This is a genomic window from Lysinibacillus sp. DFXJR4, from assembly GCF_057196045.1.
Genome location: NZ_JBXUNW010000001.1, coordinates 106,462 through 130,010, shown reverse-complemented (window position 1 = coordinate 130,010; position 23,549 = coordinate 106,462). Strand labels below are relative to the sequence as shown.

The following is a 23,549-nucleotide window of genomic DNA, read 5'->3' as shown; positions in this document are numbered from 1 at the left end:
GAAATGAATAAAACAATTCTAGAAGTAAAAGATTTACGAATAAACTTTAAAACCTATGCAGGACTTGTCCATGCTGTACGTGGTGTTAACTTTGATTTAAAGGAAGGTGAAACACTCGCTATAGTTGGTGAATCAGGTTCTGGTAAAAGTGTTACGAGTAACGCGTTAATGAAATTAATTCCACAGCCACCTGGTATTTATGAGTCAGGACAGATTTTATTTAATGGCCGTGATTTAGTTCCTTTAAGTGATAAAGAAATGTCAAAAGTACGCGGAAATGAAATTGCGATGATTTTCCAAGACCCTATGACAAGTTTAAATCCAACTATGAAGGTCGGACGTCAAATAACTGAAGTAATTTTACAACATAAAAAAGTATCTAAAGCAGATGCAAAAAAACGTGCAATTGAGCTTTTAACACAGGTTGGTATTCCCTTCCCTGAGAAACGCTATAACCAATATCCACATGAGTTTTCAGGTGGTATGCGTCAACGTGTTGTTATTGCTATCGCTCTTGCAGCTGATCCAAAGCTATTAATTGCCGATGAGCCAACAACAGCCCTAGACGTTACAATTCAAGCGCAAATTTTAGAGCTTATGAAAGAAATACAAAAAAATTCGAAAACATCTATCATTTTCATTACCCATGATTTAGGTGTTGTTGCCAACATCGCTGACCGTGTTGCTGTTATGTATGCTGGTCAAATCGTGGAATATGGTACTGTCAATGATATTTTCTATAATCCTAAGCATCCTTATACATGGGGACTCCTCGGATCAATGCCAGACTTAGATAACAGCACAGACGAGCTATTACGTACGATACCTGGTTCACCGCCAGATCTTACGAACCCTCCAAAGGGCGATGCGTTTGCTGCTCGTAATGAATTTGCAATGGCTATTGACTACGAGCAAGAACCTCCAATGTTCCAGGTAAGCGAAACACACTTTGCAAAAACTTGGCTGCTGCATCCAGACGCACCAAAAATACCACTTCCAGAAGCTGTTGCTAAACGAATTGAAGGGTATTTAGCAAAGGAGGCACAACAACATGACTAAAGTCGGTACAAAAAAAATTCTTGAAATCAAAAATTTAAAGCAGCATTTCGGCTCAGCAAGTAACCCTATTAAAGCTGTCGATGGTATTAGCTTCGATGTATACGAAGGTGAAACACTTGGTCTTGTTGGAGAATCAGGTTGTGGTAAATCAACAACTGGTCGTTCCATTATTCGCCTGTACGATATTACAGATGGGGAAATTATTTTCGATGGTGAGAACGTTCATGGGAAAAAATCTAAAAATGACTTAAAGAAATTCAATCGTCAAATGCAAATGATTTTCCAAGATCCATACGCTTCATTAAACCCTCGTATGACAGCTGGAGAAATCATTAGTGAAGGCTTTGATATTCACGGTCTTTATAAGGATAAAAAAGAACGCCGTGAAAAAGTAAACCAACTACTTGAGGCAGTTGGCTTAAACAAAGAGCACGCCAATCGTTATGCACATGAATTCTCTGGTGGTCAGCGTCAACGTATTGGAATTGCTCGTGCTCTAAGCTTAGACCCAAAATTCATCATTGCTGATGAGCCTATCTCAGCACTTGACGTATCCATTCAAGCGCAAGTGGTTAACCTGCTAAAGCAGCTTCAAAAAGAGCGTGGTTTAACATATCTATTTATTGCCCATGACTTATCCATGGTTAAATACATCAGTGACCGTATCGCTGTTATGTACCGTGGTAAAATTATGGAAATCGGTAAAGCGGATGATATTTATAATAATCCTGTTCATCCGTATACAAAATCTTTATTATCAGCCATCCCACTTCCTGACCCAATGTCAGAAAAGCGTCGTCAACGTATTCCGTACAAGCATACGGAGGTGGACGATAGTGCAACATACCATGAGGTCGGTGATCAACACTATGTCTATGGAACAGCTGATTTAGTGAAAACTTGGGTTGCTAATCGATAATGACTTATACATCCGTCCAGTAGAAAACTCTATTGGATGGATTTTGTATATTGAAATTTTTGACACCTTTAAAAGTAACCTTGATACTTTTAAAGGTGTCCTATTTTTTATTCATAATGTCATTAGCAAGCTACTACCTTCTTGATTTAGGATTTAAAGCATCTTTTAAGCCTTCACCGATAAAGTTTATGGATAAGATGACTAGCGTAATAGCTGTAGCAGGTGGCACCCACATCCAAAGCTTGTTCTTTAACACATCTGAGTTTCTAGCCTCGAATAACATATTTCCCCAGCTAGGTGTGTCAGCAGGTACACCCATTCCTAAAAAGCTTAAACTGGATTCCGCTACAATAGTCACCGCCATCAATAATGTTGCCTGTACAATAATCGTGGAAGCAACATTGGGTAGTAAATGCTTTACAATAATTTTAGTGGACTTACAGCCAATTGATTGAGCAGCTAGTATATATTCATTTTCTTTTTCAGCGAGAATTCTACTGCGTACGATCCTTGCCACGCTTCCCCAAGTTAAAATCGAGATAACAATGATTAATGTCCATAATCCAGATATTTTCCCAGTTAGAAGTGTATTTAATACAATACAAAATACTAAAAATGGAAACATTAATACGAAATCTGTAAATCGCATTAATAGCTGCTCAATCTTTCCTCCAAAATATCCTGAAATCGCCCCTACAGTAGTACCAATTAGCACGATAATAATCATACAGCCCAATCCAACAGTTAAAGAGGATCTTCCAGCGTAAAGCATTCTTGTAAAAACATCACGTCCATTTGTATCTGTTCCCAGCCAATGCTCACTCGATGGGGGTAGACTAATATTTGTAAGATCTACACGCACAATATCTTTTGTCGTAATATAGGGTGCCAATAACGATAAAATAATAACTAGCAACAAGAAGAGCAGACTAATCATGGCTAATTTATTTTTAACAAACTTTCGTCTTGCTATCACCCATGGTGAGGGGCTTTTTTTTGGTGCTTTTGGAGATAATACTTCTTGATTAGTAACCAATGTCATGATTTCCCCCTCCTTAATCTAGTCTAATACGCGGATCAACCACACCATATAATAAATCCGCTACTAAATTCCCAAACAGTGTTAAAAACGAAAGTAACATAGTAATCGACATCATGACAGCATAATCTCTTCTTCCAACGGATTCTAAGAATAGTGCACCTATGCCTGGATAAGTAAAGATCGTTTCTGTTATGACTGCCCCACTAATTAAGGTCGCAATATCAAAACCAAGATACGTGATAATTGGAATGATCGAATTTCGTAAAATATGTTTATTATATATTTTCGATTCCTTTGTCCCCTTTGCTCTTGCAGTCCTTACAAAATCTTTTCGACTATTTTCAATAATGTCATTGCGTAAAAATTGTGTATAGGATGCCGTTCCCATCAATCCTAATATTAATGCAGGTAATAAAACATGATGTAGTCTACTGATATAGTAAGTGAAGGTCCCTTCCATTACGCCTACTCCTACAGAGCCACTGAAAGGGAACCAACCGAGCTTAAAGGAGAAAAAGTAAATAGCAACTATCCCTGCAACAAACGACGGTATCGCTAAAGCTAAGTAATTATAGGTCGCAATCAAATTATCCCCAAGTGTATAAGGTTTTCGTCCAGCATACATCCCCATAATAAAAGCGAAAATGTAAGTGAAAAATAATGATACTACTGCCAAAAATATGGTATTAGGTATACGCTGGGCAATAATCTCTGCAGCTGGTTTTTTATAAACCGTTGATTTTCCAAAATCCCCTTGTATAAAATTAGTGATCCATCTACCGTATTGAGTGATAATTGGATCATTATAGCCTAATTTTTCTCTCATTTCTTCGATGTATTGTGGATTCGTATTAGATGGATCAATTTCTCCACCAAACGGATCACCTGGCATCATTTTTGCTAAAAAGAACACCACCAACGAAATAAGGAGTAACAATGGGATCATGCCCAGTAATCTGCGAAGTGTATATTGAAGCATGTGAGCGTCTCCTTATCTATAAATTTACTAAATAGGTCCCCCTACAGAGGGAGACCTATTTAGCAGGATTGATCCTCTATTTTTATTCCTTTATATTCCACTTATAAACATCTGTCTGGAAACCAACTGCATTGATATGAACACCTTGTAATCGGTTATTAATACCATATAAATCTAAGTTTTCCCATAATGGAAGTGCTGGTACCTCTTCATTGAAATACTTTTGCCATTTAACATATGTTTTCATACGTTTATCTTTATCGAATGCCTCTTCACTTAAGCCTTTATCTAATAACTTTTGATTTTGTTCGTCTACCCAACGACCATAATTCCATTCTGCATGATTCCCCCATAAACCAGATGGATCTGGGTCAGAGCCAGTACTCCAAGAACCAAAGAATGCTTCTAATGCAGCATCATCATTATCTTTCATATCATTATATAAATTAAATTCTATTAAAGTACCTGTAGCCATTTCTGTTTTTACGCCGATATCATTCCACGATTGAATAATGGCTTGAGCTCGACCCTCAAATGCAGCAGGACCAGCATAATGACCAAATGAAATTTTGAATGGTTTTCCATTTGGATCCTCCACAAATCCATCACCATCTTTATCTACATATCCTGCAGCCTTCAGTAGTTCTTTTGCCTTTTCTTGATTGTATTTATAATCATTTAGTTCAGATTCCTCTGCAGCAACCCAGAATGCACGTGGAATTACAGTGTTCGCCACTTCAGCTTTTCCTTCTAAGAAAGCATCGATCATTGCTGGACGATTAATCGCATATAATAGTGCCTGACGTAATTCTTTTGATTTAAACTTATCAAAATCCGCTACATTTGTAAGTGTAGCTTTATCACGATGACCAAAACGAAGACCTATATAAGAATAAGATACCCCCGTAGTTTCTTCAATACGTACATTATTTAATGCTGATAATTCTTTAACCGATTGTGGTCTTATATTCATAATATCAACTTCTCCGTTTTGGAACGCACCTGTTGCTAAAGATGGGTCTATGACTTTAACAATCACACCATCTAGCTGTGGTTTGCCCTTCCAGTAATCATCAAAACGCTCTAATTCAGAATACTCGCCATCTACTACTTTTTTCACCTTAAATGGCCCTAAGCCTACGGGATTTTCACGAACCTGCTTTGATTCCTCTAAATCTTTAATAGCAATTCCCTCATAATGTTTCTTTGGCATTGGATAATTCCAAAGATTTTCTAAGTTATTAATCTTTACTTTTTCAAAAGTAATTTTTACTGTGTATGGATCAACGACTTCAATGCCTTCGATTTTATCGGCTTTCCCTCCTTTTTTAGCCTTTGCCCCTTTAATATCTTCAGCATAATTAAAACGAGGTCCTTCATATTCTGGAGTTGCTAATGTTTCTAATGCATATACCCAGTCATCAACGGTTAACTCCTCACCATTATGCCACTTTACACCTTTCTTAAAGCTAAACGTATACGTTAATTTATCCTCACTAATTTCCCAAGTTGCTAGGTTAGGGATATATTCTAACTCATCATTTACATCATAAATACCTTCCATTGTAAAATTTTGAATATAACCATCTACAACACTTCCTGCATACGCAGGATCAAATACTCCCTCAGGAGCCTGATCCGTACCAAATGTTACGACTCCACCTTTTTTTTCTTCAGAAGTTGTTGGAGAATTGTCTTTCTCTTTGCCCCCCTCTTTTTCCTGTGTCGATGTGTCACTATTACATGCTGCTAAAAATAAAGCCATAACGAGTATTAGCATGAATGACCATAATGCTGATTTTTTCATTTTTTTCCCCCCGTGAATTTTATTTTGTCATTATTTAATTCCTATAATGATTTTTTAATATAAATGGCATGCAACACTATGCCCAGACTTCACCTCCTTTAAGGCTGGTTTTGATAATGAACACGTTGTCATTGCCTTTGGGCAACGTGGATGGAACGGGCACCCTTTTGGAGGATTAGCCGGACTTGGAATATCCCCCTCCAACACAATCCGATTGCTCTTCTTCCTTGGATCAGGAACTGGAATAGCAGAGATTAACGCCTGTGTGTAAGGATGTAATGGTTCATCATAAATGTGTTCTTTGTCTGCAATTTCCACGATATTTCCTAAATACATCACACCAATACGGTCACTCATATGCTTAACAACACTTAAATCATGTGCAATAAATAAAAACGTTAAATCAAACTCATTTTGTAGCTCTTTTAATAGATTCAGGACTTGGGATTGCACAGACACATCTAATGCTGAAACAGGCTCATCTGCTATAATTAGTTTTGGCCGGAGCGCTAGTGCTCTAGCAATACCTATTCGTTGACGTTGACCGCCTGAAAATTCATGAGCATACTTGTAATAAGCATCTTCTGGTAATCCTACTTTACGTAAGAGTTCTATCACTTCATTTTTTAACGATTTAAGCGATCTATTATGGTAGTTCATGATAGGTTCAGCTATAATACTACCCACCATTTGCATGGGGTTTAATGAGGCATATGGATCTTGGAATACCATTTGGATATCTTTCCGTATTTCCCTTAATGATTTTCCTCGCAATTTTGTTATATTTTTACCATTAAAAATAATTTTCCCATCTGTTGCATCCAATAATCTTAAAATAGTACGACCGGTTGTGGATTTTCCACAGCCCGATTCACCAACTAATCCCAATGTCTCACCATTTTTAATGGAAAAAGAAATCGTATCAACGGCTTTAACATAGCCTATAGTATGTCTTAATAAGCCACCTTTGATGGGGTAATATGTTTTTAAATCAATGATTTCTAATAAATTTTCTTGTTTTATTGTTTGATTCATACTGTCAGCTCACACCCTTTCTAGTACTACACCCCTCATAAAGTAAACAAGATACTTCATGCTGGTCACCTATAAAGGCGAGTTGTGGTGTAATCTTACTACATTCAGCCATTGCCGATGGACATCTATCTACAAATCGGCAGCCAACTTGAGGCATATTTTTTAAAGAAGGGACAATTCCTTTAATAGTGGATAACTCATTTACTTCAACATCTATTCTTGGAATTGATGCCATTAATAATTTTGTATAAGGATGTTTGGGATCGTAAAACAGCGTATCGACATTTGTGCGTTCAACAATTTTCCCTGCGTACATAATTATTACCTCATCACACATTTCTGCAACTACACCAAGGTCGTGTGTAATGAGCACAATAGACATCTTATTTTTCTCCTGAATACTTTTCAGTAATTCAAGTATTTGGGCTTGTACGGTTACATCAAGAGCAGTTGTTGGTTCATCAGCGATTAAAAGTCTAGGCTGACATGCAATGGCAATAGCAATCATTACTCTTTGTCTCATTCCACCTGACAATTGATGAGGATATTCATCCACGATTTTTTCTGCTCTTGGAATACCAACCTGCTTTAACAAGTCAATCGCTTTGCTTCTAACTTCAGCTTTTGACATTTTGCTATGGTTCAACATAATTTCTTCTATTTGTGAGCCAATTGTAAATACAGGATTTAAGGATGTCATCGGTTCTTGAAAGATCATACTAATATCTTTTCCACGAATTTTATTCATCTCATCGTTTGTCTGATGTTCAATATTTTTTCCATGAAATCGTATTTCACCACTAGTGATTTTTCCAATTCCCTTTGGAAGAAGCTGCATAATTGAAAGAGACATCACACTTTTACCACATCCCGATTCTCCTACTATTCCAATAATCTGACCGGATTTAACTGAAAATGAAACATCATCCACAGCATGATATATCTTGCCATCTATATCAAAACCTGTTTTAAGATTTTTCACCTCTAACATTAAACTCATCTATATCCCACCTTTGTACTGTTAATAAAAGTCTTGCTAACAATCCAAAATAAATATTCAGTTAGCAGACAAAAAATTCTATTTTAGTATCATTTTTCGACAAAAAATCACCAATTTCAAAATTCGAAAATTCTGATATATTTTGCTAGATTAATTACCAAAAAAATTAATACCAAGTCAAAAATTCTACTGATGTAATATTCTGATAATTGGACGTAATGCTATTTTATCTAGAAATAAACCATTTAATCAAGCAATTTTTTTTAATTCTTATTATCTTATATACAAAATAAACCATACAACTATTCCAATTTTCATTAAAATATTTTTATTTCTATCAAATGAATATTTGTTCATTTTTCACTTCATCTGCATAAAGTATTATATTTTTATTATTAAAATATAATAAAATGCTATGCAAAATATCATTAGCTACTCTTACATAATTTATATTTATTTAGTATTCCAGATTACTTTAGTTATTTTTTTGACGAATTAGTACATTTTCAATTTTTCAGTTTTCAATTTTTGTAAATAATTTTTTCTGATAACACATTAATAAAATGAAGTGATTTATATTACAGCAGAAAAATAATTTACTTTAAGCAAGTAAACAGTGGGTTGTTACATACTTCTTGTTATTTTATTTGGCTTATTTTTATATCCCTTCTGCTGATTTAGCAAAAAAAAAACGACGGTCGATAAAAATATCGACAGTCGCTTTTAAAAGTTTCTTTGAAGATTAAAGTGCTCCAGCCTTTAATTTTCCATGCCATTCCTTAAGAAATGGGATATCTACTTCCTGAATAGCACCTGATTCGTTAGCTGCTTCTATTAAATAATCAAAGTTTGTTAATGATACATATTGAATACCTGCTTGATCGAATGCTTGTTCAGCACGTGGAAGATTGTACGTGTAGACGCAAACCACGCCCAACACTTCACAGCCTGCTGCTCGTAAAGCTTCTACTGCTGTAATTGAAGAACCACCTGTAGAAACGATATCTTCCACAACCACCACTTTTTGACCTGCTGCATATTTTCCTTCAATTTGGTTGCCACGGCCATGCTCTTTTGCTTTCGAACGTACATAAACCATTGGTAAATCTAGAATATCACTTACCCAAGCCGCATGAGGAATACCTGCTGTTGCTGTACCTGCAACGATTTCTGTTGCGCCAAAGTTTTCTTTAATCAGTGATGCCAAGCCGTTTGCTAATTGTTTACGAATAACAGGATCTGAGATTGTTAGACGTGTATCGCAGTAAATTGGCGATTGAATGCCTGATGCCCACGTAAATAGCTCTGTAGGATTTAGTTCCACTGCTCCTACTTTTAACATTGCGTGTGCGATTTCATTTTGTAATGTCATAGTTATGCCTCCCATAATTCACTTACAATTTTATATGCTGCTACTGGATCTTGTGCACCTGTTACAGCTCGTCCAACGACAATTAGTGATGAGCCATCACGTTTTGCTCCATCTGGTGTGGCAATGCGCTTTTGATCGTGTGCATCGCCACCTGCTAAACGAATACCAGGTGTCACACGAAGAAAATCATTCCCACATACCTCTGCTATCATTTTAGCCTCGTGTACTGAGCAAACGACACCTTGTAAACCAGCCTGTTTTGTGAGACTTGCATAGTGCAAGACAGACTCCTGTAAAGATAGAGCAATTCTTTGTTCCGCTTGCATTTGTTCCTCAGTTGTTGATGTTAATTGTGTAACTGCAATTAATGCGGGACGACCTTTACCTGCAGGTGTTCCTGCTTCAAGTCCTTCCAGCGCAGCCTCCATCATTGGACGTCCGCCTGCTGCATGGACATTGACTAAATCAACCCCTAATTTTGCTAGGCCCTTCATGGCAGAGCCAACTGTATTCGGGATATCATGTAATTTTAAATCAAGGAAGATATCATGGCCTAAATCCTTTACTTTCCGAACAATGTCTGGTCCTTCCTGCATATATAATTCCATACCAATTTTCACGAAAAGAGTTTCGTTGAACTGTTTTAGAAAATCGAATACTTCTTTTTCTCCGGGAAAATCTAATGCTAATATAGGTTGGGTATTCATCAACGATGACTCCTTCCGATAATCTCTGAAATATGCTCTACCCCTAATTTGTCAAGCTTTGTTGGTAATTCATCAATAATAGTCGGGCATACAAAATGATCGACAAAGTTTGCTGTCCCAACTGCAACTGCAGATGCACCAGCCGACATAAAGTCAATAACGTCCTGTGCCTCTGTTACACCACCCATTCCAATAATCGGAATATTGACAGCCTTATAGACCTCATAGACCATCCGAATTGCCACTGGTTTTACAGCAGGACCTGATAAACCACCTGTACCATTGGCAATTACCGGCTTTCCAGTACGTTCATCCAGACGCATTCCAATTAACGTATTAATCATAGTAATACCGTCTGCTCCACCTGCTTCAACAGCTTGGGCAATGTCTACAATACTTGTTACATTTGGAGATAATTTTACGTAAACAGGCACCTCAGACACAGCTTTAACAGCTTCCACCAGTTCACGTGCTGTTGCAGGATCAGTACCAAATTGAATACCCCCACATTTTACGTTTGGACAAGAAATGTTAAGTTCTAATGCTTTTACATTGGTCGCAGAGGAGATACGTTGCGCAACTTCTACATAATCCGCTGTCTCTGTACCAGCTACATTTGCAATAATTGGCACATCATAGTCCTCTAGAAACTTTAATTCCTCATTCATGACTTTGTCAATACCAGGGTTTTGTAGGCCTATAGCATTTAGCATTCCTGCTGCTGTTTCTGCTACACGTGGTGTAGGGTTGCCTGGTCGTGTTTCTACAGTTGTTGCTTTAATCATTATAGCGCCAAGCTTTGATAAATCGTATAGTTGAGCATATTCACGACCAAATCCGAAGCAGCCTGATGCTGGCATTATTGGATTTTTTAACTCTAAACCTGGTAATTGTATTGATAGCCGACTCATAATGCCACCGTTCCTTTCGGGAAAACTGGACCATCAGAGCATACCTTAACATAGTCTTTTGCTACTTGGTCTGTTGTTTTACATACACATGCAAAGCAAGCGCCGATACCGCAGCCCATACGCTCTTCAAATGATAGATAGCCCTCTTTTTCGGGGTAAAAGCCTTCAAGTGCTTTTAGCATTGGTAATGGACCACAGGAATAAAAGACATCAAACTCAGGTGCTCGTGACGCTAATACATTCGTGACAAAGCCCTTTGTGCCCTTAGAGCCGTCCACCGTTACATAATGTGTTTCACCAAGTGCGCTGAATTCTTCCTCATAAAAGCATACATCCTCTGTTTGAAAGCCTAACACATGAATTGTTTTCACACCTCGCGCATTTAATTGCTTCGAAAGCTCATGTAATGGTGGTACGCCAATTCCTCCTCCAACTAAAAGAGCTGTCCCTCCCTCTTTTACTGCGTCTACGGGGAATCCATTACCGATCGGTCCTAATACATTTACAAGCTGACCTTCACGATTCGTCGCCAAAACCTTTGTTCCGCGACCTTCCGCTCGATAAATCATTGTAAATTCGTTGTTATCTTTATCTATATTGGCAATACTGATTGGTCGACGTAAAAGCGGCTCCAATGAATCTGACACCTTTACATGGACAAACTGGCCAGGAGTCATATCCTGAACCAGTTCACCATTAAGTGTCAATTCGAAAATGTTTGTCGCTATTTGTTTTTGAGAGACGACCGTCATTTTCTCTTGACGTATCATATTAGTGTACTACCTCCGCTTTTGGCATTTGTTCTGCTGTAAATGTCATTGATTCAATAACACGTAGCATTGCTTCTGCTGTATCTAATGATGTTAAACATGGGACACCATTTTCGACAGATTCACGACGGATTCGGAAACCATCACGAGCTGGTTGCTTGCCCTTTGTAAGTGTATTCACTACAAGTTGTGCTTCACCATTTTGAATTAAATCGATTAATGTTTGGCCCTTTGCACCGATTTTTCCAACGATATCTGTGCGGACTCCTGCTGCTTCAAATGCTTTAGCAGTACCTTCTGTAGCCACAATACGATAGCCTACTGTTGAGAAACGTTTTGCAAGGGCAATCGCTTCCTCTTTATCTTTATCAGACACAGTAAATAATACTGTACCTTCTGTGCGAATTTCCATTCCTGCTGCAACCAAGCCTTTATAAAGGGCTTTTTCTAATGTTGCATCTTTCCCCATTACTTCACCTGTTGATTTCATTTCAGGTCCTAATGTAATGTCAACACGGCGTAATTTAGCAAATGAGAATACTGGCACTTTAACGAAGACACCTTTTTGCTCTGGCGCTAAGCCTGTTGGGTAGCCTTGTTCTACGATTGATTTACCAAGAATCGCTTTCGTTGCAATATTTGCCATCGGAATGTTTGTAATTTTACTTAAGAATGGTACTGTACGAGAAGAACGTGGGTTCACCTCGATTACAAATACTTCACCTTGTGAAATAACATATTGAATGTTCATTAAACCTATGATGCCAAGACCTTTTGCAAGACGTGTTGTATAGTCCACTAATGTATCCTTTTGTGCCTGTGTTAATTTTTGTGGTGGATATACAGAGATAGAGTCACCAGAGTGAACACCTGCACGCTCGATATGCTCCATAATACCTGGGATCAACACATTTTCCCCGTCACAAATGGCATCTACTTCAATTTCTTGACCAGTTAAATAACGGTCTACTAATACTGGATGGTCTGGAGATGCTTCAACCGCATTTTCCATATAGTGTTGTAGCTCTTCTTCGTTGTAGACGATTTCCATCGCACGTCCACCTAGTACATACGAAGGGCGAACTAACACCGGGAAACCAAGACGTCCACCGATAGCAAGTGCTTCCTCTGTTGAGATAGCTGTTTCACCTTGTGGCTGTGGAATATCTAATTCATGTAATGCTTGCTCGAATTTATCTCTATTTTCTGCACGATCAATATCTTCAAGTGTTGTACCTAAGATTTTCACACCATTTGCCGCTAATTTGTCCGCAAGATTAATGGCTGTCTGTCCACCGAATTGCACAACCACACCAATTGGCTGTTCTAAGTCAATAATATGCATTACATCTTCGATTGTTAATGGCTCAAAGTATAATTTATCTGAAATCGAGAAGTCCGTGGATACAGTTTCTGGATTTGAGTTAATAATAATTGCCTCATAGCCAGCTTCTTGAATTGCCCAAACTGAGTGTACTGTCGCGTAGTCAAATTCTACCCCTTGACCAATACGAATTGGACCTGACCCAAGGACAACAACAGATGGCTTATCTGATTTAATTGATTCGTTTTCTTCCTCATATGTGCCATAGAAGTAAGGTGTTTCAGATTCAAACTCTGCTGCACATGTATCAACCATTTTATAGACCGGGATAATACCATATTCTTTACGATATGCATATACTTCCTCAGGTGTAGTTTCCCAAAGCTCTGCAATTTTCTTATCTGCAAAGCCTAGACGTTTTGCTGTACGTAATACGTCTTTATCGTTTTTATTGTCAGCAAGTGTTTGTTCCATATCCACAATGTTTTTGAATTTATTTAGGAAGAATAAATCAATTGCAGACCACTCATGAATTTGCTCAATTGTTACACCGCGACGTAATGCTTCACCGATAAAGAATAGACGCTCATCTCCAGCTTTGCGGATACGTTTTTCAATCCAAGAATCGGAGTTTTCCTCGGCATGCTTTAACTCTAAGTGTACTTGACCTGTTTCAAGTGAACGAACCGCTTTAAGCATTGCTTCCTCAAATGTTCGCCCTAGTGCCATAACTTCACCAGTTGCTTTCATTTGTGTACCAAGATTACGTTTTGCTGATTCGAATTTATCGAATGGCCAGCGTGGGATTTTTGCCACAATATAATCTAATGCTGGCTCGAAGCAAGCATACGTTGAACCTGTTACAGGGTTTTTAATTTCATCTAATGTTAAGCCGACTGCAATTTTTGCTGCTAGCTTGGCAATTGGGTAGCCTGTTGCTTTAGATGCTAACGCTGATGAACGTGATACACGAGGGTTAACCTCGATTACATAGTAATTAAAGCTATATGGATCAAGAGCTAATTGAACGTTACAGCCACCTTCAATTTTCAATGCACGGATAATATCTAGGGAAATATTACGTAGCATTTGATTTTCTCGATCTGACAGTGTTTGTGTTGGTGCTACTACAATAGAATCCCCTGTATGAATACCTACTGGGTCAACGTTTTCCATGTTACATACTACAATGGCATTGTCAGCCGCATCACGCATTACTTCATATTCAATCTCTTTATAGCCAGCGATTGATTTTTCTAGTAAACATTGTGTAACTGGAGAATATTTAAGCCCAGATGTCACGATTTCTTCTAAATCTTGATCATTGTAGCAAATACCACCGCCTGTACCACCTAGTGTAAATGCAGGTCGAACGATAACTGGATAACCAATCTTTGCAACAAAGTTTTTCGCTTCATCTAAGTTATGGATAATATCTGATTCAGGAACTGGAGCACTTAGCTCATACATTAAATTACGGAATAAATCACGGTCTTCTGCTTTATGAATTGCTTCTAATTTTGTCCCAAGAATCTCAATATTAAGCTCATCTAAAATTCCTGATTTATCTAATTCAATCGCCATATTTAAGCCTGTTTGCCCCCCAAGAGTTGGTAGGATGGCATCTGGACGCTCTTTACGCAAAATACGAGATACAAACTCAAGAGTAATTGGCTCAATATAAACCTTGTCGGCAATTTCTGTATCCGTCATGATTGTTGCAGGGTTTGAGTTAATTAAAATAACGCGATAGCCTTCTTCTTTTAAAGATAGACAAGCTTGTGTTCCTGCATAGTCAAATTCTGCTGCTTGTCCGATCACGATTGGACCTGATCCGATTACTAAAATTGTTTCAATATCTGTACGTTTAGGCATGTTGTTTCCCCTTCCCTGCTTCTACTTCCATCATTTCAATAAACTCATCAAATAAGTGGTTTGAATCTTCTGGACCTGGTGATGCTTCTGGATGATATTGGACTGTGAAGATTGGATACTTCTTGTGACGTACACCTTCACAAGTACCATCATTTAATGCGATATGTGTTAATTCTAAATCTGTCTCTTTTAATGATTCAATATCAATTGCGTATCCGTGGTTTTGAGATGTTAAATCTGTACGGCCTGTGCGTAAATCTTTTACCGGATGGTTTCCTCCACGATGTCCAAACGGTAATTTAAAGCTTCGAGCACCACAAGCAAGTGAGAAGATTTGATGACCTAGGCAAATACCGAACATTGGCACTTTACCAATTAAATTGCGAACTGTTGCAATACCCTCCTGCACATCTTCTGGGTTACCTGGACCGTTTGATAACATAATTCCATCTGGATGCCATGCTAAAATTTCCTCTGCTGGTGTGTTATAAGGTACAACTAACACATCACAATCACGTTTATTTAATTCACGAAGAATACCGTGCTTCATACCAAAGTCAATTAATACAACACGTTTACCACGTCCTGGAGACGGATAGGCAGCTTTTGGTGAAACTTCACGAACATGATGTGTAATCGCTGGTGTTGCTTGTAACTTTGCTACGATTTCAGCCACATTCACTTCCTCATCGGCTGCTGTTAAAATGGCCTTTACCGATCCTTTACTACGAATGATGCGTGTTAATTTCCGAGTATCGATTCCTTCAATTCCTGGAATGTCTTTTGCTGTCAGATAATCATCTACTGTTAAATCGCAGCGGAAGTTTGAAGGAGTTTTGGCTAATTCACGAACAACAAATCCACGAATAGCAGGTGTAATCGATTCAAAGTCATCACGGTTGATTCCATAGTTACCAATTAAAGGGTATGTTAATGTTACGATTTGTCCGTAGAATGAAGGATCTGAAATAGTTTCCTGATAACCTGTCATACCTGTTGTAAAAACTACCTCACCTTGTGAAGCTCGCTCACTACCGAACGCTGTACCTGCAAATACTGTGCCATCTTCTAAAATAAGTAAACGTTTTTTCATTACTCTGCCTCCTGGTATACGATATTGCCTTCAAAAATTGTAAGGACTGGCCATCCCTTTGCAGTCCAACCATTGAATGGTGTATTGCGTCCTTTTGATACAAAGCCTTCCGCATCAATGGTTTGTTCTTTATTTAAATCTAGTAAAATCATATCTGCTGAAGCTCCAATTTCTAATGTGCCATATGGTAAATCGAAAATTTTTGCTGCCTTTACAGACATCCAGTCAATCAACTGTTTTAACGTCCATTTCCCTGTTTCTACAAACTGTGTGTAAAGGAGTGGGAAGGCTGTTTCAAAGCCAACAATGCCAAATGGTGCGCCTACCATGCCACAGCATTTTTCTTCTACTGTATGTGGAGCATGATCTGTAGCGATGCAATCGATTGTACCGTCCAGCAGCGCTGCGTGAAGTGAGTCTTTATCATCTATTCCACGTAATGGAGGGTTCATTTTCCAGTTTGCATCATCTGATGGAATATCCATTTCTTCAAGTAATAAATGGTGCGGGCATACTTCAGCAGTTACACGAATACCTGCTGCTTTAGCATCTCGTACTGCACGGACAGATTCCTTCGTTGATACGTGGCAGACGTGATAGCGTGCGCCAGCTGCTTCAGCTAATAAAACATCTCGCGCAATTTGTACAGATTCGCATATGGACGGAATCCCAGGAAGACCAAGCTCTTTATTTCGTTTCCCCTCATGCATAACACCATCATAAATTAATGAATTATCCTCACAGTGTGCCACCACAACCATATCGTGCTGAGCAGCATCCTTCATCTGCTCATACATTGTTGAAGCAAGTTGAATACCTACACCATCATCAGAGAATGCAACTGCTCCTTGTGCTTTTAATTGCTCAATATTTGTACGAACCTCTCCAGAGATATCCTTTGTGAGCGAGCCATATGGAAGTACTCGAATAACAGCACTTTCCTTAATCAGTCCATTAATTAGTTGCATGTTTTCAACAGAATCTGGTACCGGTTTTGTATTTGGCATTGCACAAATTGTTGTAAAGCCACCCTTTGCTGCTGATGCTGAACCTGTTGCAATTGTTTCCTTATGCTCAAAGCCTGGCTCGCGTAAATGTGTGTGGACATCGACAAAGCCTGGTGCAACAAGAAAACCATTTCCTTCAATAATTTCAGCATCTTTTACAGTTACGTCTTGTCCGATTGCTGTAATTTTCCCTTCAGCCATGGCAATATTAACCCTATGCAGTTCACCTTGTTCATTTAACATTTGTACATTTTGAAGTATCTTTGACATGTTATTCTCTCCCCTTTAAAATCGTTTCTACGATTGCCATTCTTGTATAAACACCATTTCGGACTTGCTCGAAAATTCGAGAGCGTTCACATTCAACTAGCTCAGAAGCAATTTCTACATCACGGTTTACGGGTGCTGGATGCATGATAATTGCTGTATCCTTCATTTGCTTCTCACGTTCAATTGTTAAACCATACTCTTGGTGGTAGCTTTCCTTCGAGAAGCTTTTATTTACTTTATGACGTTCATGCTGTACACGAAGTAACATAATGACATCACTTATTTCGATTAAATCATCCCATGAATGATGGGCCTTGAAATCACCTGCCCACTCTTCTGGACAAAGAAAATGTACGTTAGCCCCTAAGCGCTGTAACGCTGTAGCATTTGATTTTGCTACACGACTATGGGATATATCTCCAGCGATTGTAACATTCAACCCTTCAAATGAACCAAACTCTTTTTTTATTGTGTAAAGATCCAGTAATGATTGGGAGGGGTGTTGACCCGCTCCATCTCCAGCGTTAATAATGGCAACATTAATACCTTCTAGAAGCTCATTATAGTATTCATCTTCGGTTGCACGAATGACCACAGCATCCAATCCAATCATCTCTAACGTTTTTACTGTATCGTACATTGTTTCCCCTTTTGTAACACTCGAAAAACCAGCATCAAAAGGGATAACTGTACAGCCAACTTTGCGCTCAGCCATTTCAAAGCTTGTTTTTGTCCGGGTACTTGGTTCAAAAAATAAGTTAGCAATGTTGTATGTGCGAGATAACGATGATGCTTCACCATTTTCAAAAGCTTGCGCACGATCTAGGATGTAGTTAATTTCTTCAGTTGTTAAATGTTCCATCGATAATAAGTTCTTCATCATGTGACCTCCATTAGGTTGTGTTTCATGAACGTCTATGTATAACGTTCGCTAAAATCAATTTCGCCTTGGCGTAATTGCGTCTGGAGGCTTTATCTTCATTCATCTCACCTTCAAGGGTGGGATGAATGAAGATAATAAAAGCCCCGCTGATGTCATCAACGAGGCATAAGGAGGCGTGACAAACCACAGCAGGCATCTATTCCTGCTTTAGCATGTCCACAACTTCCCTTTTTTTGCCTCTCTGGACAATTCATTAAAAGGTACTACTATGAATTTGTTTCTTGATTGTATGGTATTGGTTTTTCAGCTTCCTTCTTACCAGGTAGGATTGCGTTTAATACAACACCGATTATAGCTGCTAATGCCATACCTTCTATACTTAATGATTCTGAAATCACAAACTTCGCTCCACCAATACCAATGACTAGAATAACAGAGGCAATCACTAAATTTCGACTATTGCCAAAGTCAATATGATTATCAACTAGCATACGTAACCCACTTGCAGCAATAATACCGAAGAGCAGGATCGAAACGCCTCCAAGTACTGATGTTGGAATCGTTGCAATTACTGCCATTGCTTGCCCGAAAAATGACAGTAAAATGGCGACAACTGCTGCACCTGCAATGACATACACGCTGTAAACACGAGTGATAGCAAGAACACCGATATTTTCACCATAAGTTGTTTTCGGTGGGCCACCAATTAATGCACTTATGAATGTACCCAGTCCATCACCTAACAGTGAACGATGCAAGCCTGGTTCTTTAATGTAATCTCGATTAACAACTTTGCCTAGAACTAATTGGTGACCAATATGCTCTGAAATGGTTACAATCACGATTGGCACCATTGTTAGAAGAAGCTTTGTTGTAATTTCGAAGTCATAATGAACACCTGGTATTAAAAAGTCTGGACTTGCAAAGAAGTTTGCTTTAGCAATTGGTGTGTAATCAACAATGCCGATAATCATCGAATAAATATAGCCTACAATTAAGCCAATTAAAATGGGCATTGTACTTAAAATTCCTTTAAAGAAAATCGTGAAAATGATCGCAGTAAATAATGTTACTAATGCAGCTGAGAAATGTAAGAAGCTGTATTCTCCATCTACATTCATCGCCATATTAACCGCTGTCCCTGATAACCCTAGACCAATAACCATGATTACTGGCCCTACCACAATTGGTGGTAATATTTTCATGATCCATTTATAGCCGCTCTTCCAAATGATAAGAGACACAATACCATACGTAATTCCGACTGCCATTGCGCCTATCATTGCGCTACCAACACCACCCGCTTTTGTGGCAATAATAATCGGTGCAATGAAAGCAAACGATGATCCTAAATAAGCCGGCACCTGGAATTTCGTTATTAATAAGAAGAATAATGTGGCAATTCCACTTGTTAAAAGGGCAATTGCTGGGCTAAGTCCAACCAACTGAGGCACTAGAATTGTTGAACCAAACATAGCAAACATATGTTGGAAACTTAATGTCACTAGTTGAAGTGTTGTTGGTTTGTCCTTAATATCTAATACTGCATTTGACATGATGTTTCCTCACTTTGTAGTTAGTCTTCTTTATAAAGAATGACGCAATCTTCTCCGTCTACTTCTTGTAAATTTACGATAATGCGCTCTGATCCAGATGTTGGTACGTTTTTACCAACATAATCGGCTCTAATTGGTAGCTCTCTATGACCTCTGTCAACAAGGACAGCAAGTTGAATTTGAGCAGGTCGCCCTAAATCCATGATTGCATCTAGTGCAGCGCGTACTGTCCGTCCAGTATATAAAACATCATCCACAAGAATAATCTTTTGATTGACTACAAGATAATCAATATCAACTTGTTCAACATGTGCCTGTTCGTTAGCATGCTTTGTCGATAAATCATCTCGATATAAGGTGATATCTAGCTCCCCTGTTCGAATCGGTTTACCTTCAATTTTTTCAATTCTTTCTGCAAGTCGTTTTGCAAGAAAAGCACCTCGCGTTTTAATGCCAACTAAAATACATTCATCAATCCCTTTATTACGTTCAATAATTTCATGAGCAATACGTGTTACTGCTCTTGCCATGGATGGGCCATCTATTAGCTCATTTTGTGCCATATACGTTTCCTCCTCCCTACTAGTTGATTGGTCATTTGTCCATAAAAAAACCTCTCGAGGCGAATAGCCTGAGAGGGTCGAATACGTGTTTAAAAGGCATGTTGAATAATTTGCAGCACAAATTATTTGCAACACGATCACATGTACCTTCTCAGCCTCTCTGGACTGCCATTAAAGGTGAATATTTTGTTTTGTAGTTCATTCACTTTCGTTAGTATAGACCTTCTTTTACTAAACGTCAATGCCTATTTCTTAATTCATTTAATAATTGTTCATAATCAGCAGGGAGTGGTGCTTCAAACTCTAAATATTCACCTGACGTAGGATGATCGAAGCCTAAAATACCTGCATGTAAAACTTGTCCTCCAAAATCTATTGTCTTTTTCGGACCATATTTTGGATCACCCACAAGTGGATAGCCAATATAATTCATATGCACACGGATTTGATGAGTTCGTCCTGTTTCTAAACGACATTCTACAAGCGTATAGTCACCAAAACGTTCAATGACTTGGAAATGGGTTACGGCATGCTTGCCATTATCTACAACTGCTTGCTTTTGACGATCCTTTTGGTCACGTCCAATCGGTGCATCAATTGTTCCTTTATCATGTGCAATATGCCCGTGAACAAGGGCAGTATACTTACGTGTTACAGTTTTATTGACTAGCTGATTGACTAATGATTCATGAGCTGCATCATTTTTAGCAACCATTAATAATCCCGATGTATCCTTATCAATGCGGTGGACAATGCCTGGGCGCAAAACACCGTTAATGCCTGATAAATCCTTACAGTGATAGATTAAACCATTAACGAGTGTTCCTGTCATATGTCCAGGCGCTGGATGTACAACCATACCCTTAGGCTTATTCACCACAAGAACGTCTGCATCCTCATAAACAATGTCAAGTTTTAAGTTTTCAGCAATGACATCTAATGGCTCTGCTTCTGGAACATCAATTTCAACCAAATCTCCTGCTTTTACCTTATACTTCGCCTTAACTGTCTCGCCATTTACTTTGACAATGCCGTCTGTAATCCAATTCCCAATTTGTGTGCGCGACCATTCTGATTGCACACTTGAAAGTGCCTTATCAATGCGCTCTCCCTGCTGCTGTTCTTCCATTGTATATGCTACTTGCGTCATTGTTTCACCTGTTTCTTTTCTTTTTTATCTTCAGCAATTAAGCCAATCATTAAAATGACAACAGCTATTGTTAAGGCTGCATCCGCAATATTAAAGATTGGGAAATCATAATTAATAACTGGAATTAATACATCCACAAAATCGACCACTTCGCCTCTAAATAAACGGTCAATAAAATTACCAATAGCTCCACCTAATAAAAACATTAAGCCTACTTGAAAGACTGGCTTGCCCTTTGCTTCTTTATGATAAAAATAGATGATTGCACAAATAACGCCTATTGTAACAATGCTAAACAACCACATTTGTCCCTCTAGCATTCCCCATGCTGCTCCTCTATTTCGATGAGATAATATCCCAAGCCATGGGTCCCATACTGCAATTCGTTCACCAAACTCCATATTTTTGACAATTAGCCATTTAGTCCATTGATCTAAAAGGATGACAAATGCGGCCAGTCCATAGTACTTATACACAAACATTCCTCCGTTCGCTCAACATCTAACCTATTCTACCATAACAGCCCATCACAGAATAACTAATATAGCATGAAATTATACAAACGCCTGCTGAATGAAGATCAACAAAAAAAGCTATACCTAATTACTTTATAAAGTAATTGGATATAGCCAATTTAAATTAGACAGTTTCAGATTCTTTTGAATGCACACGCTTCATAAAATCATTTACATCCGCAGGTACTTTTCGGTCTAATATAGACACAATGATTACTGAAAGGAAGCCAACGGGTACTGTCACAATTCCAGGTATTTTAAATTGCAGGAAGCTTGGTAATGTTCCTGGTAGAAAAATCATCCACATGGAAACACCAAGTCCAATTAGTAAACCTGCAATCGCTCCTCTTTCTGTCATTCCTCTCCACCAAATACCTAAAATAAATATTGGTGTAAAGGTACTCGCGGCAACAGTAAAGGCTAGTGCTACTAAATGACCAATAGATGCATCCTTTACAAGTAAGCCCAAAGCGCCATAAATAATGCCTAATATAACAATGGAAACCTTCGCTGCGATTACTCGTTGTTTTTGCGTAATATCTTTTTTCATAATCGTTGCATATAAATCATGTGCCAGTGCGCCTGAACTTGTAATGAATAACCCTGATAAGTTAGAGAATATGGCTGCAAATGCCCCCGCTATAACAAGTCCAAGAAGCCACTTTCCGCCTAATGCAAGTGCTGTTGTAGGAATAACCATATTGTTACCACCCAGCACTAAATCACGCATTACTTCTCCACTTGCTGTACCAGAGATAAAAATAGCTCGACCTACAACACCTAAGAATACAGCTAATAAGAAAAACGTACTGGCAATTCCAATTGCCATTAACGCCGATTTACGAGCTGCCCTGGCACTTGGATTTGTATAAAATCTTAGTAAAATATGAGGCAGACCAATTGTTCCTAATGCTAACCCTATCGTCATACTTATGGTTTGCCAAAATGTTGGGAAATAGAAGCCTGTCCCAGTCCAAGCCGCCCCATCAAAATTAACATCTTTTCCATCTAGCGCATATGGTGAAGTTCCCGTAATTGGGCCGCTAAATGAATTAATTGCTGCTAAAATCTTATCGTAATGTAACCCACTATACATTGCAGCAATTAGCATAACTACAAATGCACCAAGACGAATCCAAAGTTCTAGTGCCTGATTAATCGTAGTTCCTTTCATACCACCTATACCAACATAGAAAATCATTACTACGCATGTAAAGATAATGCCAAATTCATATGAAGTACCAAAGAACATGCTTAAAATTTGCGCAGCACCTAATAACTGCGGGGCAGCATAGAAACCGGAAATTGCTAAAACAACCGCTACTGCAACTAGTCGAGCTCGTTTACTATGAAAACGATAGGCTAAAAAATCGGCAACAGTAAATGCACCAAAACGTCTTAATGGACCAGCTACGAAAATAGCTAATAGTGTTAAACCGATAGAGAAACAAAATGCATAATAGGCACCATCATACCCCAATTGGAAGGTTAGTCCAGCTATCCCAAGAAACGTTGCTGCACTTAAATAATCCCCGCCAATTGCCGAACCATTTGTAAACCATCCGAAGCTACGCCCCCCAACGAAGAAATCGGATGCGGTTGTATTTTTTTTCGTTAAATACGTAATATAGACAATTGTTCCCATTAAAGCAATGGTCATAATCATTTTCGGTTCCAATAGAGCTTTCATCATTCAGCATTTCCCCCCAGAC

General features: G+C 38.5%; 20 protein-coding genes. 2 read left to right on the top strand and 18 right to left on the bottom strand.

Annotated features, from left to right (window positions below):
• The first annotated feature begins 3 nt into the window (after window positions 1–3).
• The gene (locus tag AC2CGN_RS00620) at window positions 4–1,059 is read left to right on the top strand and encodes an ABC transporter ATP-binding protein (protein ID WP_286926170.1); all 1,056 of its coding nucleotides are present in this window, start codon (window positions 4–6) and stop codon (window positions 1,057–1,059) included.
• Entirely contained in the window at window positions 1,052–1,978 is a 927-nt protein-coding gene (locus tag AC2CGN_RS00615; protein WP_286926169.1) for an ABC transporter ATP-binding protein, read from the top strand. Before AC2CGN_RS00620 ends, AC2CGN_RS00615 begins: the two co-directional genes overlap by 8 nt.
• A 133-nt stretch (window positions 1,979–2,111) precedes the next feature.
• Here the strand turns inward: AC2CGN_RS00615 and opp4C are convergent, their stop codons facing one another.
• The 18 genes from opp4C to AC2CGN_RS00525 all read right to left on the bottom strand — a co-directional run bounded on the left by opp4C (window position 2,112) and on the right by AC2CGN_RS00525 (window position 23,530).
• Window positions 2,112–3,020 carry an oligopeptide ABC transporter permease gene (gene opp4C / locus AC2CGN_RS00610; RefSeq protein ID WP_429980578.1) on the bottom strand — a complete coding sequence of 303 codons (909 nt, stop codon included), beginning with the start codon at window positions 3,018–3,020 and terminating at the stop codon, window positions 2,112–2,114.
• 13 nt (window positions 3,021–3,033) lie between these two features.
• Window positions 3,034–3,999, bottom strand: a complete 966-nt coding sequence (gene opp4B / locus AC2CGN_RS00605; protein WP_054770600.1) for an oligopeptide ABC transporter permease — start codon at window positions 3,997–3,999, stop codon at window positions 3,034–3,036.
• Between the two features lie 82 nt (window positions 4,000–4,081).
• Window positions 4,082–5,806, bottom strand: a complete 1,725-nt coding sequence (gene opp4A / locus AC2CGN_RS00600) for an oligopeptide ABC transporter substrate-binding protein (RefSeq protein WP_484511566.1) — start codon at window positions 5,804–5,806, stop codon at window positions 4,082–4,084.
• Between the two features lie 54 nt (window positions 5,807–5,860).
• On the bottom strand, window positions 5,861–6,841 hold the full coding sequence (locus AC2CGN_RS00595) for an ABC transporter ATP-binding protein (RefSeq protein ID WP_484511564.1): 981 nt from the start codon (window positions 6,839–6,841) through the stop codon (window positions 5,861–5,863).
• 4 nt (window positions 6,842–6,845) lie between these two features.
• Complete coding sequence (locus AC2CGN_RS00590) at window positions 6,846–7,841, bottom strand: ABC transporter ATP-binding protein (protein WP_429984513.1); 996 nt, start codon at window positions 7,839–7,841, stop codon at window positions 6,846–6,848.
• 742 nt (window positions 7,842–8,583) lie between these two features.
• On the bottom strand, window positions 8,584–9,213 hold the full coding sequence (pyrE, locus tag AC2CGN_RS00585; RefSeq protein ID WP_286926164.1) for an orotate phosphoribosyltransferase: 630 nt from the start codon (window positions 9,211–9,213) through the stop codon (window positions 8,584–8,586).
• Between the two features lie 2 nt (window positions 9,214–9,215).
• Window positions 9,216–9,920 (bottom strand): orotidine-5'-phosphate decarboxylase, encoded by a 705-nt coding sequence (gene pyrF, locus AC2CGN_RS00580; RefSeq protein WP_286926163.1) that lies wholly within the window; start codon window positions 9,918–9,920, stop codon window positions 9,216–9,218.
• On the bottom strand, window positions 9,920–10,831 hold the full coding sequence (locus AC2CGN_RS00575; protein ID WP_286926162.1) for a dihydroorotate dehydrogenase: 912 nt from the start codon (window positions 10,829–10,831) through the stop codon (window positions 9,920–9,922). Before AC2CGN_RS00575 ends, pyrF begins: the two co-directional genes overlap by 1 nt.
• On the bottom strand, window positions 10,828–11,601 hold the full coding sequence (locus tag AC2CGN_RS00570) for a dihydroorotate dehydrogenase electron transfer subunit (RefSeq protein WP_484511560.1): 774 nt from the start codon (window positions 11,599–11,601) through the stop codon (window positions 10,828–10,830). Before AC2CGN_RS00570 ends, AC2CGN_RS00575 begins: the two co-directional genes overlap by 4 nt.
• A gap of 1 nt (window position 11,602) precedes the next feature.
• Window positions 11,603–14,800 (bottom strand): carbamoyl-phosphate synthase large subunit, encoded by a 3,198-nt coding sequence (gene carB / locus AC2CGN_RS00565; protein WP_484511558.1) that lies wholly within the window; start codon window positions 14,798–14,800, stop codon window positions 11,603–11,605.
• Window positions 14,793–15,893: a carbamoyl phosphate synthase small subunit gene (locus AC2CGN_RS00560; RefSeq protein WP_484511556.1), complete on the bottom strand. Its 1,101-nt coding sequence runs from the start codon at window positions 15,891–15,893 to the stop codon at window positions 14,793–14,795. The genes carB and AC2CGN_RS00560 overlap by 8 nt, the downstream gene beginning before the upstream one ends.
• Window positions 15,893–17,170, bottom strand: a complete 1,278-nt coding sequence (locus AC2CGN_RS00555; protein WP_484511554.1) for a dihydroorotase — start codon at window positions 17,168–17,170, stop codon at window positions 15,893–15,895. Before AC2CGN_RS00555 ends, AC2CGN_RS00560 begins: the two co-directional genes overlap by 1 nt.
• Before the next feature lies 1 nt (window position 17,171).
• Window positions 17,172–18,050: an aspartate carbamoyltransferase catalytic subunit gene (locus tag AC2CGN_RS00550; protein WP_429986665.1), complete on the bottom strand. Its 879-nt coding sequence runs from the start codon at window positions 18,048–18,050 to the stop codon at window positions 17,172–17,174.
• Window positions 18,051–18,319: 269 nt separating this feature from the next.
• The gene (locus AC2CGN_RS00545) at window positions 18,320–19,609 is read right to left on the bottom strand and encodes a uracil-xanthine permease family protein (protein ID WP_429990835.1); all 1,290 of its coding nucleotides are present in this window, start codon (window positions 19,607–19,609) and stop codon (window positions 18,320–18,322) included.
• A 20-nt stretch (window positions 19,610–19,629) separates the two neighbouring features.
• The gene (pyrR, locus tag AC2CGN_RS00540; protein ID WP_283871091.1) at window positions 19,630–20,172 is read right to left on the bottom strand and encodes a bifunctional pyr operon transcriptional regulator/uracil phosphoribosyltransferase PyrR; all 543 of its coding nucleotides are present in this window, start codon (window positions 20,170–20,172) and stop codon (window positions 19,630–19,632) included.
• 238 nt (window positions 20,173–20,410) lie between these two features.
• Window positions 20,411–21,322 carry an RluA family pseudouridine synthase gene (locus AC2CGN_RS00535; RefSeq protein ID WP_484511551.1) on the bottom strand — a complete coding sequence of 304 codons (912 nt, stop codon included), beginning with the start codon at window positions 21,320–21,322 and terminating at the stop codon, window positions 20,411–20,413.
• Window positions 21,319–21,798, bottom strand: a complete 480-nt coding sequence (gene lspA, locus AC2CGN_RS00530) for a signal peptidase II (protein ID WP_286926154.1) — start codon at window positions 21,796–21,798, stop codon at window positions 21,319–21,321. The genes AC2CGN_RS00535 and lspA overlap by 4 nt, the downstream gene beginning before the upstream one ends.
• Window positions 21,799–21,961: 163 nt before the next feature.
• Window positions 21,962–23,530, bottom strand: a complete 1,569-nt coding sequence (locus tag AC2CGN_RS00525) for a sodium/solute symporter (protein ID WP_429984507.1) — start codon at window positions 23,528–23,530, stop codon at window positions 21,962–21,964.
• Window positions 23,531–23,549 lie beyond the last annotated feature (19 nt).